The following is a 15103-nucleotide window of genomic DNA, read 5'->3' on the forward strand; positions in this document are numbered from 1 at the left end:
CCGTCTCAAATGCTGAGGGAGCGTTGAGGATGCTGGTAATTCGACCGGTGAAAATGGCCGACCTGGCGGCGCTGGAACAGCTAGCCGAGCACGCCGTGCCCAAGCTCACCAATCTACCCGCCAACCGCGAGCGTCTTGAAGAGCGCATTGTGCGCTCCGAGGCTGCCTTCAGCGGTGAGGTGGAGTTCCCCGGCAACGAGCACTATACGTTCGTGCTGGCGGACGACGCCAGTGGCGAGGTGCTGGGAACGGCGACCATTCGCGCTCAGGCAGGCGCTAATGAGGCCTATTACACCTATCGCCAGGAAACGCTGATTCACGCCTCCCAGCAGCTCAACGTGCGTCGGGAAGTGCAGACCCTGGCGCTTTCCCATGAAGTCTCGGATGCCACCCTGCTGTGTGCCTTTTCGCTCAATCCGCGCTACAAGGGCACCAGTGCCGAAAGCTTGCTACGCCGTGCACGGCTGATGTTTATCGCCCAGTATCCTGAGCGCTTTTCGCGCATTCTGGCGGTGGCATTCCCTGGCTATCTGGATACGCGCAGCGAGTCGCCGTTCTGGGAGAGCGTGGGGCGGCACTTTTTTGCCCGCAGCTTCCAGGAGATGAATCATATTGCCGGGGTGCGCTCGAAAAGCTTTATCGCCGAAGTCATGCCTCAGTTTCCTCTCTATTTACCTCTGTTAACGCCCCAGGCGCGGGCAGCGATTGGCCGTGAACACCCGGCCCACGAAGAGGCCCTGGAAGAAATGCTGGCGGAAGGCTTCGTGCGCTCGCGGCATGTGGATATTTTCGACGCCGGGCCGATTGTCAAAACCGAACGCGAGCGGCTGGAAACCTTCCGCTCGGCAGCGTGGCACCCTGTCCGGGTTCGTCCGGAACACGCGCTGCCTGATGCGGAACCGGCGATGATTGCCAACCAGAAGCTGGGGGGCTTCCGCTGCGTTGTGGCGCGCTATGCGCTGTCGCCCACCGGTCAGTTGATGCTGTCGCCCGAGCACGCCGAACGCCTGGGCGTGGAAGAGGGCCGCGCGGTGCTCGCCGCGCCGTTAACCCTGCCCAGAGCGGTAGACGCCCTCGATGAAGGAGAAATGTAATGCGCATTCGACCCATTGCCCGGGATGATCTGGATGGTCTCCAGGCGCTTGCGCAGCAGGCCGGTGTGGGCTTTACCTCGTTGCCGGATAACCGCGAGTTCCTGGCTGGCAAGATTGAAGCAGCCGCCCGTGCCTTTGAAGAGCGCACCCCGGTGGATGACCGGCTTTATTTCTTCGTTCTGGAAGACGAAGACAACGGCGAGCTCGCTGGCTGCTGCGCGATTGAGGGCCAGGTCGGTCGCGAAGTGCCGTTCTACAATTACCGGCTGGGCACGCTGGCGCATTCCTCCATACAGCTGGACTTGCACCGCACCATCGACACGCTGTTTTTAAGCTCCGACCATACCGGCGATGCCGAAGTGTGCTCGCTGTTTCTGCGCCCGGAATACCGCGGCGAAGCCAACAAGCATTTGCGCAACGGTGCGCTGCTCTCCAAGGCGCGCTGGCTGTTTATCGCCCAGTTCCGCGACCGTTTCCCCGATAAAGTACTGGCGGAAATGCGCGGCGTTTTTGACGAGCACAACACCAGTCCCTTCTGGGAAAGCCTGGGCAAGCACTTTTTTCCCATGGATTTCAACGAGGCCGATCGCCTGACCGGCCTGGGGCAGAAGAGTTTTATCGGCGAGCTGATGCCCAAGTTTCCGATCTATACCACCTTTATGTCGGAAGAGGCGCGGGCCTGCATCGGCCAGGTGCATCGGCATACTCGTCCGGCCATGGAAATGCTCAGAAAAGAGGGGCTGCGTTGGGAAGGTTATATCGATATTTTCGACGGTGGCCCCACTGTGGAAGCCTACATTGACGATGTGCGCGCCATCCGCAACTCACGGCTCTGCCAGGTGGAAGTGGCCAATAGCGCGCCGCAAGAGAGCGTCAGCCGCTGGCTTGCCGCGACCACTGATATGCTCAGCTTTACCGCGAGCTGGATAGGCCGTGCACCCAGCGACGACAACACCATCGTGCTTGGCGAACAAGAAGCGCAGCGCCTAGGCGTTACCACCGGCGATACCCTACGGCTACTCGAGACCTAGGCGACGTTTACAGGAGAGTTTTTTATGCACGCCCAACAGCAGCAACTGATCAATGGCGCCTGGGTAGCTGGCGAAGCGGCCACCTTGACCAAGGTCGACCCGGTGGCCGGGTCGCTGCTTTGGCAGGGGGCAGAAGCCTCCGGTGAACAGGTCGCATCGGCCGTCAGCGCCGCACGGAGCGCCTTTCCCGATTGGGCGCGTACGCCGTTTGCCGAACGCCAGGCGCTGGTCGAGCGTTTTGTCGAGGTGCTGACCGCCCGCCGCGAAGCCTTGGCCGCCGCCATTGCCTCCGAGACCGGCAAGCCGCTCTGGGAAGCGCGCACCGAAGTGGGCGCAATGATCGGTAAAGTGGCGCTTTCACTCAAGGCTTACCACGAGCGCACCGGCGAGCGCGAAAAAGACGTCGGCAGTGCAAAGGCGGTGCTGCGCCACCGCCCCCACGGCGTGATGGCGGTATTCGGTCCCTATAATTTTCCTGGTCACCTGCCCAACGGCCATATGGTGCCCGCGCTGTTGGCGGGAAACTGTGTGGTCTTCAAGCCCAGCGACCAGACGCCGCTGACCGCCGATTTGACCCTGCAGTGCTGGCTGGAAGCCGGTCTGCCCGCAGGCGTCATCAATCTGGTGCAGGGTGGCGTGCCGGTCGGCCAGGCGCTGGCAGGCAGCCCCGATATCGATGGACTGCTGTTTACCGGCAGTGCCAAGGTGGGCGGCATGCTCCACCAGCAGTTTGCCGGTCAACTGGATAAAATCCTCGCGCTTGAGCTGGGTGGTAACAACCCGCTGGTGGTGAAAGATGTGGAAGATGAGCGCGCCGCGGTGCTGAGCATACTGCAGTCGGCGTTTCTATCCGGTGGCCAGCGCTGCACCTGTGCGCGGCGCTTGATGGTGCCAAAGGGCGAGGTCGGTGACAGGCTGATCGACGCGTTGTCTGACGCTATCGCCAAGCTGCACGTGGCGGGCCAGTTCGAGGAAGAGCCCGCGCCGTTCTTCGGCGGGTTGGTCAGCGTGGCGGCCGCGGATGGCCTGCTCAAGGCCCAGGATGAGCTGGAGTCCATGGGCGGCACGGTGATCAATCGTATGCAGCGTCTACAGGACAATACCAGCCTGCTCAGCCCCGCGCTGATCGACGTGACTGGCTTGGACGTGCCCGACGAGGAGCACTTCGGCCCGCTGCTGAAAATCCACCGTTATAGCAACTGGGATGAAGCGCTACGGCTTGCCAACAACACCCGTTACGGTCTCTCGGCCGGGCTTATTGGCGGCGAGCAGGCCGACTGGGACGACTTCCTGCTGCGCATTCGCGCCGGGATCGTCAACTGGAACCGCCAGACCACCGGCGCCTCCGGCGATGCGCCCTTCGGCGGCGTGGGTGACAGCGGCAACCACCGCCCCAGCGCCTACTATGCGGCGGATTACTGCGCCTACCCGGTGGCCTCCATGGAAGCCGATACCCTGGAAATGCCCGATACCCTGCCCCCGGGAGTCAATCTATGAACACAACGGCCATCAGCAACGTCCAGGAAGTCAATTTCGACGGCCTGGTCGGCCCGACCCACAATTACTCGGGTCTGGCCGTGGGCAATGTAGCCTCAATGAGCCATGGCGGCTTGGTCTCCAATCCCAAAGAGGGGGCACTGCAGGGGCTTTTAAAGATGAAGTCGCTGATGGAAGCAGGTTACGCTCAGGGTGTGCTGCCCCCCCAACAGCGGCCGAATATTGGCGCGCTGCGTGATCTGGGCTTCAGTGGCAGCAACCGTGAGGTGCTGGCCCGTGCCGCCAAAGAGGCACCGCAACTGCTGCGCGCCGTCTGTTCCGCTTCGAGCATGTGGACGGCAAACGCAGGCACCATCACGCCAAGCGTGGACGCGCCGGATGGCCGGGTGCACTTTACCCCGGCCAACCTGCAGTCAAGCTTCCACCGCTACCTGGAGCCACAAACCACCGGCCGCGTACTGCAGGCGATTTTCCATAACGAGCAGCACTTCGCCCACCACCCAGTGCTGCCCGCTACCCCCGCGTTTGCCGACGAAGGCGCGGCCAACCATACCCGTCTGTGCGGTGAGCATGGCGAGCCGGGCGTGCACCTGTTCGTGTATGGGCGCCAGGCGTTTGGCGGTGAAAAAGAGCCAAAACGCTATCCTGCCCGCCAAACCCTGGAAGCCAGCCAGGCGGTGGCGCGCCAGCACGGGCTGACGGACGCGCAAACGGTGTTTGCCCAGCAGCACCCGGATGCCATCGACGCGGGCGTGTTCCACAACGACGTCATCGCCGTGGGCAACGGCCCCGTGCTGCTCTACCACGAAATGGCCTTTCTTGACGAAGAGGGCACCCTGGATGAGCTGCGCGCCAAAATGGCCACGCCGCTGATTCCTGTGCGCGTGCCCTTGGAAGCGGTAAGCATGGAAGATGCGGTAGCCTCGTATCTATTTAATTCGCAGCTGCTCTCCAACCCTGATGGCACCATGACCCTAGTGGTGCCCGGCGAATGCCAGGAGCGCGAAGCAGTATGGAACACCATCCAAAATCACCTGCTGGCAGGCAATAACCCCATCAGTGAGGTGATCGTCAAAGACGTCAAGCAGAGCATGCGCAACGGCGGCGGCCCCGCCTGCCTGCGACTGCGCGTGGTTCTTTCCGAGGCAGAGCGAGCAGCGCTAACCGGCCGCGTGCTGCTCACCGATGCGCTCTATGATGAGCTGACCGCATGGGTGGAGCGCCACTATCGCGACCGGCTGGCTGTGGACGACCTTAAAGACCCTCAGCTCGCAGAAGAGTCGCTGACAGCACTGGATGAACTTACCCAGCTGTTAAAGATCGGGTCTGTTTATCCGTTTCAGTTGGGGTAGGGGCTCCCTCAAGTTGGCTATAATGAGAAGCCGTAGGCTTGCCGTGTTCAGGTCGATGCCCCTTGCAGGAGTATCCAAGGATGCTATGATTTGTGTTAATTATTAACACAGGGTTCAGATCATGCCCAGATCATCATCCAGAACAACGAGCGTTACTATCGGTGCACCACTAGACGACTTCGTGGGGAAATTGGTCGCGTCTGGTCGTTACGGCTCAACCAGTGAAGTCGTGCGTTCAGCCTTGAGGCTGCTTGAGCGCCAGGAAAACCAAACGGCCGCGTTGAGAAGTGCTGTGGAAGCCGGTGAGCGGAGCGGGGAGAGCGATTTGTCTTTGCACGATATAGCCGCCCAGGTAAAACAGAAACACGATGTATAAGCTGTCCAACCTTGCGGCAGAAGATTTTGCCTCCATCTACGAATATACTTTCCTTAACTTCGGCGCACTCCAAGCCGATGCTTACACTGATAATCTTGAGAGCTCCTTTCGTCTTCTGTCTGGTTCTCCGCTAATGGGTTATGAGTGCCCAGAAATCGCCGATGGTATACGCCGCCATGATCACCAACGACATGTCATTTTTTACCGGCAACGCGAGCAAGATATTTTCATTATCAGGATACTCCATCAGCAGATGGAGCCGCTGAAACATATCTTTGAACTGTGATGGTGAGGCGTTTTGGCTCCGACATGACCAACCGTTGTCATTGGATTCTTGATATATGGCCTTGGTCGAAGTCCGCGCTGCACTTGCAGCCGTTTGACAGATATTCAGACCTGCGCGCGGTTAGTCTATGCAAAGTACATCCAGCGTATCGGTCGTGAACCCGTACTAGGAATCGACACATGACGCCTATCATTCGACCGACGAACGACAAGGCGTTCGCGGAAGGCATCATTCGTCAGAACATGTCGGCCTACTATAAGCAGTTGGATATGCACTGGGATACAGCTCTGTTTGATAAACAGTGGGATGAGTTCGAAAGCTACGAGTTAGTCATAAATGCTTCACGAGCGGGGCTGCTATGCATAAACCACGATGAAAATGCTTACTATATTCGCGAACTACAAATTGATCAGAAGTGGCAGTGCCAAGGCGTAGGTACAGCGGCAATCCGCTACACCGAGGAAATTGCTAAACAAGCAGGCATTCACTTACTTCGGTTACGTGTATTTTGTATCAACCCCGCAAGCGCTTTGTACGAGCGTATGGGATTTCGCGTGCGTAAAACCGAGGGCGGGACTCACTATATGGAGCGGAGTATCCTTTAACGATAAAACCGACCAGGAAAAGGCGCCACCAACCAAATGTCTACCTCGAATCCTCCTTTTTCCGATGCTGAGCGGCGCGGGCTCTACCGCGCTATACATGAGCGGCGCGATGTGCGCTCGCAGTTTCTGCCCGACCCGATTCCCCCTGAAGTACTAACACGACTGTTGGAGGCCGCGCATCATGCGCCTTCCGTGGGATTCATGCAGCCCTGGGATTTCATCGTGATTGAAAGTCGCGACGTCAGGGAAACGGTGCTGGCGATGTTCGAGCAGGAGAACCAGAAGGCCGCCGAGCGCTTTGAAGGCGAGCGTAAAGCGCAATATCAAAGCCTTAAGCTGCAAGGGATTATGGAAAGCCCGTTGAACCTTTGCATTACCTGCGACCGTAGCCGTGGCGGGCCCCATGTGCTGGGGCGCAATAGCATTGTGGAAACCGACCTCTTCAGCACTTGTCTGGCGGTGCAAAACCTCTGGTTGGCTGCGAGGGTAGAAGGTATCGGTGTTGGCTGGGTGAGCATTCTTGACCAGGAACAGCTGAGCACGGCGTTAAACCTGCCTGAGCATGTTTACCCGCTGGCGTATCTCTGCCTTGGCTACGTGAGCGAGTTTTTAGATCAGCCAGAGCTTGAAGCCAAAGGCTGGCGCTCCCGCTTGCCATTAAGTGAACTCGTGCATCGGGACAAGTGGGGGCAACCGCTAGATAACGGCAGACTTACTCTATAGCGATATCATTCATTTGCCGCTACTGTATTCGCTTGTGCTAAACAAGGTAGAGCGCCATTTATGCAAAGCGATATCGCCCTTCAGCGACTGAGTGCTGACGATCCAAATGCTGAAATCGTCGCGGGTTGGACATTTGCTGCCTGGGGCCATTTACACCCTGGCCTCACTCAAGAACAGGCTATTGAACGTTTAAAAGCCGAATGTGGGCAGGCTGGGGTGCCTTCCATCTTTGTGGCGATGCAAGGCAGAACCCCGGTGGGAACCGCCAGCCTGATTGCCGATGACATGAGCATACGCCGTGAACTTACCCCCTGGCTGGCCTCTGTATTCGTCGTGCCTGAGTGGCGCGGGCAGGGCATTGCCTCTGCATTGGTGCGCCGGGTAGAAGCAGAAGCCGTTGAGAACGGCTTTGAGCACTTCTATCTCTATACGCCTGATCAACAGGCGCTTTATCGACGGCTGGGGTGGCAGGCGTTAGAAAGCCTCGAGTACCGAGGCGAAACCGTCACGGTGATGTCACGGCAGTTGACCTAACCATGTTCAGGGAAAACCGCCGTGTTGGCATCTCAATACTTTATGGGACGCGTGATGCGCTTGAGCTCAAGGTAGGCGTCCAGACCCGAGTCGCCCAGTTCGCGGCCTATGCCGCTGCACTTCATGCCGCCCCAGCTCCCCTGGGGCGGCGCTAATTGTTCGCTATTGCACCAGACGTTGCCGACCTCCAAACGCCGGGCGATGGATTCGGCGTGGTCAGGGTCGCCGGCCACCACCGTGGCGGCCAGGCCGAAGTCGCTGTCGTTGGCCAGGTCAACGGCCTCGGCATCGTCTGACACGCGGCGTGCGCAGAGCAGCGGGCCAAATATCTCCTCCTGCCACAGACGACTGGTGGTGGGCACCTTACGGTAAAGGCGTGGCACCACGAAGAAGCCACGCTTGGGCCGTGCGAGAAGGGGCGTCTCGCTGTAGAGTTCCTCCTCCGCAGCCAGGGCCACATACGCCTGCACCCGGTCCCGCTGGGCGGCGCTGACCAGAGGCCCCATATCGGTTTCCGCCGCCAGGGGATCCCCCAGATGTAGCGCTGCCATGGCGGTGTCGATAGCAGCGTAGAGATCGTCCGCCAGGCGTTCATGGACCAGCAGCCGACTGGTTGCCGAGCACATCTGGCCAGCGTTATAGCAGATGCCAGCCATCACCAGATCCCGAGCGAGTTCGAGATCGGCGTCTTCGGTGACAATAATCGGTGATTTGCCGCCCAACTCCAGGGAGACCGGCCGGACGCCCTGAGAAGCGGCGCGCATCACCGCTTCGCCTACCGGGTTGCTGCCAGTGAAGGAAAGCTTGTCGATGCCGGGATGGCGGCTAAGTGGAGCACCGATACCCTCGCCGTCGCCCAGCAGCAGATTGAATACGCCCGATGGCAGGCCTGCCTCCATGACAACCTCCGCCAGCATCTGTTCGGGGAGGGGCGTGATCTCGGAGGGCTTGAACACCACCGTACAGCCAGCGGCGAGTGCTGGCGCCAGTTTCCAGGCGCTACTGACCAAGGGAAAATTCCAGGGCGTGATCAGCCCCACCACCCCGATGGCATCCCAGTAGTGGCGCGCTTCCAGGTCGGGCTGGCCTGCGTCTTCCACTTTTCCCTGGCGTTGACCCAGAGCCACAGCGGCCTTGGCATAGTAGCGGTAACAGGCGATAGCGTCGTCCAGGTCTTGGTAAGCCTCCGCCAGAGGTTTGCCGTTGTTGCGGCTGGAGAGTTCGGCCAGTGGCTGACGGCGGGACTCAAGCCCCGCCGCGATGGCCTGTAGATACTCACCACGTTTGGCCTCTGGGGTAGTCCGCCAGCCGGGCAGAGCGCGTCGGGCCGCAACCACTGCAGCATCAACGTCCGCCGGGTCACCACAGGTCACCTCAGCGATGCGTATTTCGCGATAGGGGTCGAACACCGGGCGGTGCGTCTCGCTCTTGCTCGGCACCCAGGCGTTGTCGATGAACTGTTCGCTCAGGGTGTCGTTGTAAATGTTGATGGAAGCGGGCATGGCGTATTTCCTGGTTAGCGAATGGGCAGCCAGCGGCGTTGGGTTGGTTGCATACCGGGGAAGTTGAGCTCCACAAGGCGCAGTACCAGCGTCAGCACCACGGTGGTCGCGAGGTAGATACCGGCGATCAGCAACAATGGTTCGTAGACCAGAAACGTTTCGTCGCGAATGATATTGGCCGCCTGAAGCAAGTCCATCAGGGCGATGGTGGAGACCAGCGGGATCGACTTGAGCAGCAGGATCATCTCGCCGGTGAGGGTCGGTAGGCAGAGTTGGATGGCACGGGGTAGCCACAGCCGAGTGAGTACCTGGAAGCCGGAGAGCCCGAAAGCACGGCCCGCCTCCAGCTCGCCTGGTGGCACGCTTTGCATGGCGCCGCGGATTACCTCACCGGAGTAAGCACCCACGCTGAGGATGAAGGTCAGGGCGGCGAAGAAGAAAGGGTTACGCAGCAGTGGCCACATAAAGGTTTCGCGGATGCCCGGCACACCTTCCATCAGGTGGCCCACGCCGTAATAGAAGAAGAACAGCTGCACCAGCAGCGGGGTGCCGCGCATCACGGTGGTAAAGGCCCAGACCAGCCAGGCCAGGGGCCGAGGGCCGCGCAGCCTTGCTAGCGCCACCAAAACGGCAAGGAGCAGGCCGCCAACCGCAGAGACCAGCAGTAGCCACAGCGTATTGACGAAGCCTTCCCACAGGTAGCGCTGGTAGAAAGGATCGCTCAGCCAGGAATAATCCATGTCAGGCCTCCGTGGGTTGGCCTCGGCGTACATGACGCTCAAGGCGGGCGAAGAGTGCCGTGGAGCTCAGGGTCATCAACAGGTAGATAACACCAGCGGCGGCATAGAAAAGGAAGTAGGCGCGGCTACTGGCGGCGGCCTGTTGAATGGTGAAGAATAATTCGTTGAAGCCAATCACGCTGATCAGGGCGGTGTCCTTGATCAGAATCAGCCACAGATTGGACATGCCCGGTAGGGCGTTGGGCAGCATCCCCGGGAGCACGATGCGGTGGAAGCGAGTCCAGCGCGAGAAACCAAAGGCGTCGGCGGCCTCCAACTGGCCGCGCGGGATGGCCAGGATGGCGCCGCGGAACACCTCGGTCATATAGGCCCCCTGGACAAAAGCCAGCACGCCCACCGCCGTGGCAAAACCGGTGATCTGCACGGCACCGGCCATGCCCACATGCGTCAGCAAAGCATCCAATGCCTGGGCGCCCGCATAGTAAAGCAGGATGATCAGCAACAGTTCAGGTACGGCCCGGATGAGGGTGGAGTAAGCGGTGGCCAGGCTGCGTAAAGGCCTCCAGGGGCTCAACTTGGCGCCAGCGCCAAGCAGCCCGAGCAGTAGGCCGATGGCATAAGCCAGCACGGCGATCTGCACCGTGGTCAGGGCCCCGCTCAGGATGGGACCCGCCCAGTCGATGAGCCCCTCTGGTGTCATCGAAGTCATGGTTGTCTCTTTCCTCGGTCACGGAACAGTCAGTCACAGAATAAAACCCCCAATGCCAGTGGCGCCGGGGGATATAGAGCTTTGGTGAACGTGGTTCAGTCGTAGACGCAGACGTCGGTGCTCAGGTACTGCTCAGAAAGGCTGGCGCAGGTGCCGTCTTCGATCACTGAGGTGATCGCGACATTAAGCGCTTCGCGTAGTTCGTCCTCCCCTTGACGCAGACCGATGCCGATACCCTCACCGTAGGCCTCGTGAAGCGGCGCAGTGGCCTTGATCTCGAAGGCTTCTGCCTCGTCGCGGTCAAGGAACTGCACCATGGCGATCTCGTCGGCGAGAATGACGTCCAGACGCCCTGACAGCAGATCATTGTTGACCTGCTCGGCCTGATCATAGAGACGGATATCCACACCGCTGTCGCGTAACGCGCGGCGGGCATAGGTAGCATTGGTGGTGGCCGACTGAACGCCCATCACCAGGCCGTCCAGTCCGTCGGGAATATCCAGGGGCTGTTCGGTGGCGGCGACATAGGCACCCGGTGTGAAGTAGTAGGGGCGCGTGAAGTCGATGACCCGCTTGCGCTTATCGGTGATCGACATGGAGTTCATGATCATGTCGATACGTCCGGCATTGAGCGAGGGGATAATACCGCTCCAGCCGGTGGGCGCGATTTCGCACTCGCGGTTCATGGCATCGCACAAGGCATGGGCCAACTCCACCTCAAAACCGGTCCAGTCACCGCTGGACGCCTTGTAGGTGAAGGGCGGATAGGGCTCGCCGGAAATGCCAACCTTGAGTGGCTCGGCGGCTTGGGCGGAGTGGCCGAGGCCAAATGCGGTGACGGCGGTAGCGATCATCATCGGGAATTTCATGGACTTCTCCTGTCTTTATGTCGTTATGGTGTTTTGGAGCTATCAGGCAGCGGGCGCCATGAATTGGCGACAGCGGGGATCCGCGAAGACTTCTTGCGGAGTGCCCTCAGCGGCAATGCAACCCTGGTCGAGGTAGACCAGTTGGTCAGAGACCTCTTGGGCAAAGTGCATCTCGTGGGTAACCAGCAGCATGGTGCGGCCCTCGTCGGCGAGGCCGCGGATCACCCCCAGCACCTCGTTGACGCGCTCAGGATCCAGCGCCGAGGTGGGTTCATCGAAAAGCAGTAGACGCGGTTCCATGGCCAGTGCCCGGGCAATGGCCACACGCTGCTGTTGTCCGCCGGAAAGAAAAGCGGGATAGGCGTCCCGACGGTCAGCCATGCCGACCCGCTCCAGGTAATGCTCGCCCAGAGCTGTGGTCTGCTTGCGTGAAAGACCCTTGACCCGCATGGGGGCCTCAATGACGTTGCCCAGCACGGTTAAATGGGGCCAAAGATTGAATTGCTGGAAAACCATTGCCACCTTGGCGCGCAGTCGTTGTAGTTGCCGCCGATCCAGACCGGTGATGTCGCCCTGGGGATTGCGGGTGAAACGAATCGCCTCATCCGCAATCGCCAGTTCGCCCTGGTCAGGTCTTTCTAATAGGTTCATGCAGCGCAGTAAGGTGCTTTTGCCGGAGCCGCTGGCACCGATAATTGACGTAACGCTGCCTTCTGGCACTTCGAGGGAGACGCCCTTGAGCACCTCTAGCTCGCCAAAGTGTTTGATCAGTTGGCTGGCCACCACCGCAGGCGCGGAGGTGGGGCAGGGACGGGATGACGGCGGAAATGATGATGTCATAGGCAATCGGCCTCCGTGGCCGGGGTAGGTGACAGTTCGGCCCGGGCACGTTCGGCGCAGGCCGCCAGGCGCAGGCTGGCCGCAGTGAGGCGCTCTGCCTCGACGGTCAAGCTGAGTCGTACAAAACCGGCCGCGGACGGTCCAAACGCTTCTCCGGAGAGCACCGAGATGCCTTCCTCGTCGAGCAGGCGATCAGCAAAGCTTTGAGATGAGAGGCCTGTGGCACGAATATCCACCATCAGAAACATTCCCGCTGGTGGACGGATCGCGGTCACCGCAGTGCTTTCGGCGAGCGCCCCGCAAACAGCGTCGCGGCGCGCCCGGTAGGCCTCACGCATGGCCTGCAACTCGGCGGGCGGTGTCTGAAGGGCATCGCAGGCAGCGTCCTGAATAAAGTCGGGGCAGCCATAGAGCATGCATAACGCCAAGTGGGTGAGGTGTTCGATCAGCGCTTCGGGGCCCACTACCCAGCCCAGGCGCCAGCCGGTCATGGCGTGGGACTTGGAGAGACTGCTGACAATCACGCTGCGCTCGGTCATGCCCTCCAGCGTGGCAGGGCAGAAATGTTTGCCTTCAAAAATCAACTCGGCGTAGACCTCGTCGGTGATCAACCATAGGTCGTGGCGCCGACATAGTGCCGCGATGGCTTCCCAGGCGTCGGCGTCGATCAACTGGCCGGTGGGGTTGTGGGGACTGTTGAGCAGGATCGCCCGGGTCTGGGGTGTGATGGCGGCCTCCAGAGCGACCGGGTCGAGGCGGAAGTCTGCCTCGCCGGGAAGTGGCACCTGCACCAGTTCTGCGCCGGTGGCACGTAGCACGGCTTCGTAGGTGACATAGCTGGGTTCGGGCACCAGTACTTCGTCGCCGGGATCCAGCAGGCACTGGGCGGCGGCATACAGGCCGCACTGGGCACCGGCCATGACAATCACGTTGTCTGGGCCTGCATCAAGGCCCTGGTGGCGATAGCCGTCGGCGATCGCCTGGCGCAGTGCCAACTTGCCCTGGACATCGGAATAGTGGGTAGCACCACCGCGTAAGCTAGCCACCGCGCGCTCGATAATGGGCGTCGGGGTGGCGAAATCCGGGTCGCCCACCGAGAGCAAGGTGATGTCGTCCCCGGCGGCCTGGCGGGCCAGGGCGCGGTAGTGGATGTCCCAGGCCGCAGCACCCTCGCCGGCGATACGGTCGGTCAGTCGTGAATAGTGCATAGGGCTCTCGTTCTGATGTTGGTTAGCAGGAATCGCCAGCGTCATCCAGCCGACGTCGTTCAGCTTGCCAAGCCCGGTCGCTCCCCGCGTGGCTTGCTGCCCAGGCTTCGTACTGCTTTGCTACGTGTTCAGCCATGGTCGACGACACCAGACGCAACGGCTGGCCGGTGGCCTGAGCCGCCAACTGTGCCTGGCAACTGCGTTCCAGGTTGCGCATGCGCAGGAAGGCGTCGCCAACGCTTGCGCCGCAGGTCAGCAAACCGTGCTGACGCAGAATCATGGCCGAGTGATTGCCCAGGTCGTCAGCCAGCCGCTGGCGTTCATCGAGTGCCAGCGCAATGCCTTCGAAGTCGTGGTAGGCCAGCCGGTCGTAGAACGCCAATGACCATTGGTTGAGCGGCAGGAGGCCTTCCTCGAGACAGGAGAGCGCAACGCCAGCCACGGTATGGGTGTGGAGTACGCAGTTAACGTCGGGGCGGGCGGCATGCAGAGCGCTGTGTATGATAAAACCGGCCGGGTTGATGCCCAGTCCCGTAGGGTCGTCGAGCACCTTGCCGTCGGCGTCTACCGTCACCAGGCTGTCGGCGCGTACCTCGGCGAAACGCAGGCCGTAAGCGTTGAGCAAAAAGCGTTCGCCGGGCAGGCGCGCCGAGATATGCGTATCGATACCGTCGTCCATGCCGTCCAGAGCGATCAGCCGATAGCAAGCGGCCAGGTCTCGGCGAATTTCGCGCTCCTGTAACGTATTATCGCTCATAGCGTGGCTTCCACGGCGGCTTGAGCATCCTTGCTACCGTCGTAGGTGGTGACACCTTCAAGGAAACGGGCAACATGCTCTGGGTGTTGTTCAATCCACTCCTTGGCAACGGCATCGAGGTCACGCTCTTCCAGGCTGAAGGCGCTGATGAATTCGCTCTGCTCCTCGGCGGTGAAGGTGAACTGATCGAGCAGTCGAGTCAGGTTGGGGTTGGCTTCGGCATAACGCTTAGCGACGATGGTTTTAACGTCGCTGCGGCCGTTATCATCGCCATACACACTCTCTGGATCGTCCAGGATGTGCACATCGTACTCGGGGATCATCCAATGGGGCGTCCAGCCGTAAAACAGAATCCAGCGGCCTTCGTCCACCGCAGCTGCCACCTCGCTGAGCATGCCTGGCGTGGAAGAGGGCTTCCCCTCCCAGTTGCCCAGACCATAGGTATCTGCGTCGATGGCGCGCTCAAGCATATCGGTAACCGTTGAGCCGCTTTCGATGCTGTAGATGCGGCGCTCAAAACGCTCGGCTATTTCAGGATCCGCCAACTGCTCGGCGCTGGTTACGCCAGCCTCATGGACGTAGCCGGGTACCGCGAAACCCATGCGGGCGCCGGTAACGTTGTTGCCCAGGTCGACGATGCTGCCCGCTTCATTGGCCGCGTCATAGCTTTCCTGCTGGGCCGGTAGCCATCCGGCCAGGAAGGCATCAGCCTCGTCGCTCTGCAGGCTCTGATAGCCCACTGTGGAGCTGACTTCCAGTGCCTCAACCTGGTATCCCAGCGGCTCAGCTAACTGGGCGAAGATTTCTGATTTGACGGTGACGCCAGGCCAGGGTGGCACCACCAGGCGCAGCTCGTCGCTGGCGTCCTGTGCCGCCTGAGCGGTGATTGGCAGCATGCTGATGAGGGTCAGCGTGGTTAAAAGGGCGGTTTTATGCATATCAGGGTCCTTGTCGATTTATCGATCTATTATTGATTGCTT

Annotated in this window: 17 protein-coding genes; 9 read left to right on the forward strand and 8 right to left on the reverse strand. The window is 60.5% G+C overall.

The features are described 5' to 3' along the window. Positions 1–29 precede the first annotated feature (29 nt). From ADS46_RS15495 to ADS46_RS15525, 9 genes are all read left to right on the forward strand, one after another. Positions 30–1094, forward strand: coding sequence for an arginine N-succinyltransferase (locus ADS46_RS15495; protein WP_066321539.1), 1065 nt, complete (start codon positions 30–32; stop codon positions 1092–1094). Next, complete coding sequence (gene astA, locus ADS46_RS15500; protein ID WP_066321540.1) at positions 1094–2125, forward strand: arginine N-succinyltransferase; 1032 nt, start codon at positions 1094–1096, stop codon at positions 2123–2125. Before ADS46_RS15495 ends, astA begins: the two co-directional genes overlap by 1 nt. Before the next feature lie 24 nt (positions 2126–2149). Further along, positions 2150–3622, forward strand: a complete 1473-nt coding sequence (astD, locus tag ADS46_RS15505; RefSeq protein WP_066321542.1) for a succinylglutamate-semialdehyde dehydrogenase — start codon at positions 2150–2152, stop codon at positions 3620–3622. Continuing rightward, positions 3619–4974: an N-succinylarginine dihydrolase gene (astB, locus tag ADS46_RS15510; protein ID WP_066321544.1), complete on the forward strand. Its 1356-nt coding sequence runs from the start codon at positions 3619–3621 to the stop codon at positions 4972–4974. Before astD ends, astB begins: the two co-directional genes overlap by 4 nt. Positions 4975–5095: 121 nt before the next feature. Beyond that, positions 5096–5350, forward strand: a complete 255-nt coding sequence (locus ADS46_RS18620) for a type II toxin-antitoxin system ParD family antitoxin (protein WP_082926112.1) — start codon at positions 5096–5098, stop codon at positions 5348–5350. Continuing rightward, positions 5343–5636 (forward strand): type II toxin-antitoxin system RelE/ParE family toxin, encoded by a 294-nt coding sequence (locus tag ADS46_RS18625; RefSeq protein ID WP_082926113.1) that lies wholly within the window; start codon positions 5343–5345, stop codon positions 5634–5636. The genes ADS46_RS18620 and ADS46_RS18625 overlap by 8 nt, the downstream gene beginning before the upstream one ends. 179 nt (positions 5637–5815) lie before the next feature. Then, positions 5816–6241: a GNAT family N-acetyltransferase gene (locus tag ADS46_RS15515; protein ID WP_066321546.1), complete on the forward strand. Its 426-nt coding sequence runs from the start codon at positions 5816–5818 to the stop codon at positions 6239–6241. A 36-nt stretch (positions 6242–6277) separates the two neighbouring features. Further along, positions 6278–6964, forward strand: coding sequence for a 5,6-dimethylbenzimidazole synthase (gene bluB, locus ADS46_RS15520; protein WP_066321548.1), 687 nt, complete (start codon positions 6278–6280; stop codon positions 6962–6964). 60 nt (positions 6965–7024) lie between these two features. Further along, positions 7025–7498, forward strand: coding sequence for a GNAT family N-acetyltransferase (locus ADS46_RS15525; RefSeq protein WP_066321549.1), 474 nt, complete (start codon positions 7025–7027; stop codon positions 7496–7498). Between the two features lie 32 nt (positions 7499–7530). Here ADS46_RS15525 and ADS46_RS15530 read toward each other — a convergent pair whose 3' ends face one another. The 8 genes from ADS46_RS15530 to ADS46_RS15565 all read right to left on the reverse strand — a co-directional run bounded on the left by ADS46_RS15530 (position 7531) and on the right by ADS46_RS15565 (position 15061). Then, positions 7531–9000, reverse strand: coding sequence for an aldehyde dehydrogenase family protein (locus ADS46_RS15530; RefSeq protein WP_066321550.1), 1470 nt, complete (start codon positions 8998–9000; stop codon positions 7531–7533). A 14-nt stretch (positions 9001–9014) separates the two neighbouring features. After that, positions 9015–9740, reverse strand: a complete 726-nt coding sequence (locus ADS46_RS15535) for an ABC transporter permease subunit (protein WP_066321551.1) — start codon at positions 9738–9740, stop codon at positions 9015–9017. Position 9741: 1 nt separating this feature from the next. Then, positions 9742–10449, reverse strand: coding sequence for an ABC transporter permease (locus tag ADS46_RS15540; protein WP_066321552.1), 708 nt, complete (start codon positions 10447–10449; stop codon positions 9742–9744). Positions 10450–10544: 95 nt separating this feature from the next. Further along, positions 10545–11318, reverse strand: coding sequence for a transporter substrate-binding domain-containing protein (locus ADS46_RS15545; protein ID WP_066321554.1), 774 nt, complete (start codon positions 11316–11318; stop codon positions 10545–10547). A gap of 42 nt (positions 11319–11360) precedes the next feature. Continuing rightward, on the reverse strand, positions 11361–12158 hold the full coding sequence (locus tag ADS46_RS15550) for an ABC transporter ATP-binding protein (RefSeq protein WP_066321555.1): 798 nt from the start codon (positions 12156–12158) through the stop codon (positions 11361–11363). Next, positions 12155–13366: a pyridoxal phosphate-dependent aminotransferase gene (locus ADS46_RS15555; protein ID WP_066321556.1), complete on the reverse strand. Its 1212-nt coding sequence runs from the start codon at positions 13364–13366 to the stop codon at positions 12155–12157. The genes ADS46_RS15550 and ADS46_RS15555 overlap by 4 nt, the downstream gene beginning before the upstream one ends. A gap of 22 nt (positions 13367–13388) precedes the next feature. Then, positions 13389–14123, reverse strand: coding sequence for a class II aldolase/adducin family protein (locus ADS46_RS15560; RefSeq protein WP_066321558.1), 735 nt, complete (start codon positions 14121–14123; stop codon positions 13389–13391). Beyond that, the gene (locus ADS46_RS15565) at positions 14120–15061 is read right to left on the reverse strand and encodes an ABC transporter substrate-binding protein (protein WP_066321559.1); all 942 of its coding nucleotides are present in this window, start codon (positions 15059–15061) and stop codon (positions 14120–14122) included. The genes ADS46_RS15560 and ADS46_RS15565 overlap by 4 nt, the downstream gene beginning before the upstream one ends. Positions 15062–15103: the final 42 nt, after the last annotated feature.

Origin of the sequence: Halomonas sp. G11, assembly GCF_001663515.1 — a bacterium.
Classification (GTDB): Bacteria; Pseudomonadota; Gammaproteobacteria; order Pseudomonadales; family Halomonadaceae; genus Vreelandella.

Excerpts from the sequence above, each read along its gene's own strand:
- ADS46_RS18620 (WP_082926112.1), top strand. The coding sequence starts at position 5,096 with ATGCCCAGATCATCATCCAGAACAACGAGCGTTACTATCGGTGCACCA.
- ADS46_RS15550 (WP_066321555.1), bottom strand. The coding sequence starts at position 12,158 with ATGACATCATCATTTCCGCCGTCATCCCGTCCCTGCCCCACCTCCGCG.
- ADS46_RS15540 (WP_066321552.1), bottom strand. The coding sequence starts at position 10,449 with ATGACTTCGATGACACCAGAGGGGCTCATCGACTGGGCGGGTCCCATC.
- ADS46_RS15535 (WP_066321551.1), bottom strand. The coding sequence starts at position 9,740 with ATGGATTATTCCTGGCTGAGCGATCCTTTCTACCAGCGCTACCTGTGG.
- ADS46_RS15515 (WP_066321546.1), top strand. The coding sequence starts at position 5,816 with ATGACGCCTATCATTCGACCGACGAACGACAAGGCGTTCGCGGAAGGC.
- astB (WP_066321544.1), top strand. The coding sequence starts at position 3,619 with ATGAACACAACGGCCATCAGCAACGTCCAGGAAGTCAATTTCGACGGC.
- ADS46_RS15545 (WP_066321554.1), bottom strand. The coding sequence starts at position 11,318 with ATGAAATTCCCGATGATGATCGCTACCGCCGTCACCGCATTTGGCCTC.
- astA (WP_066321540.1), top strand. The coding sequence starts at position 1,094 with ATGCGCATTCGACCCATTGCCCGGGATGATCTGGATGGTCTCCAGGCG.
- ADS46_RS18625 (WP_082926113.1), top strand. The coding sequence starts at position 5,343 with ATGTATAAGCTGTCCAACCTTGCGGCAGAAGATTTTGCCTCCATCTAC.
- ADS46_RS15555 (WP_066321556.1), bottom strand. The coding sequence starts at position 13,366 with ATGCACTATTCACGACTGACCGACCGTATCGCCGGCGAGGGTGCTGCG.
- ADS46_RS15560 (WP_066321558.1), bottom strand. The coding sequence starts at position 14,123 with ATGAGCGATAATACGTTACAGGAGCGCGAAATTCGCCGAGACCTGGCC.
- ADS46_RS15495 (WP_066321539.1), top strand. The coding sequence starts at position 30 with ATGCTGGTAATTCGACCGGTGAAAATGGCCGACCTGGCGGCGCTGGAA.
- ADS46_RS15525 (WP_066321549.1), top strand. The coding sequence starts at position 7,025 with ATGCAAAGCGATATCGCCCTTCAGCGACTGAGTGCTGACGATCCAAAT.
- bluB (WP_066321548.1), top strand. The coding sequence starts at position 6,278 with ATGTCTACCTCGAATCCTCCTTTTTCCGATGCTGAGCGGCGCGGGCTC.
- ADS46_RS15565 (WP_066321559.1), bottom strand. The coding sequence starts at position 15,061 with ATGCATAAAACCGCCCTTTTAACCACGCTGACCCTCATCAGCATGCTG.
- ADS46_RS15530 (WP_066321550.1), bottom strand. The coding sequence starts at position 9,000 with ATGCCCGCTTCCATCAACATTTACAACGACACCCTGAGCGAACAGTTC.
- astD (WP_066321542.1), top strand. The coding sequence starts at position 2,150 with ATGCACGCCCAACAGCAGCAACTGATCAATGGCGCCTGGGTAGCTGGC.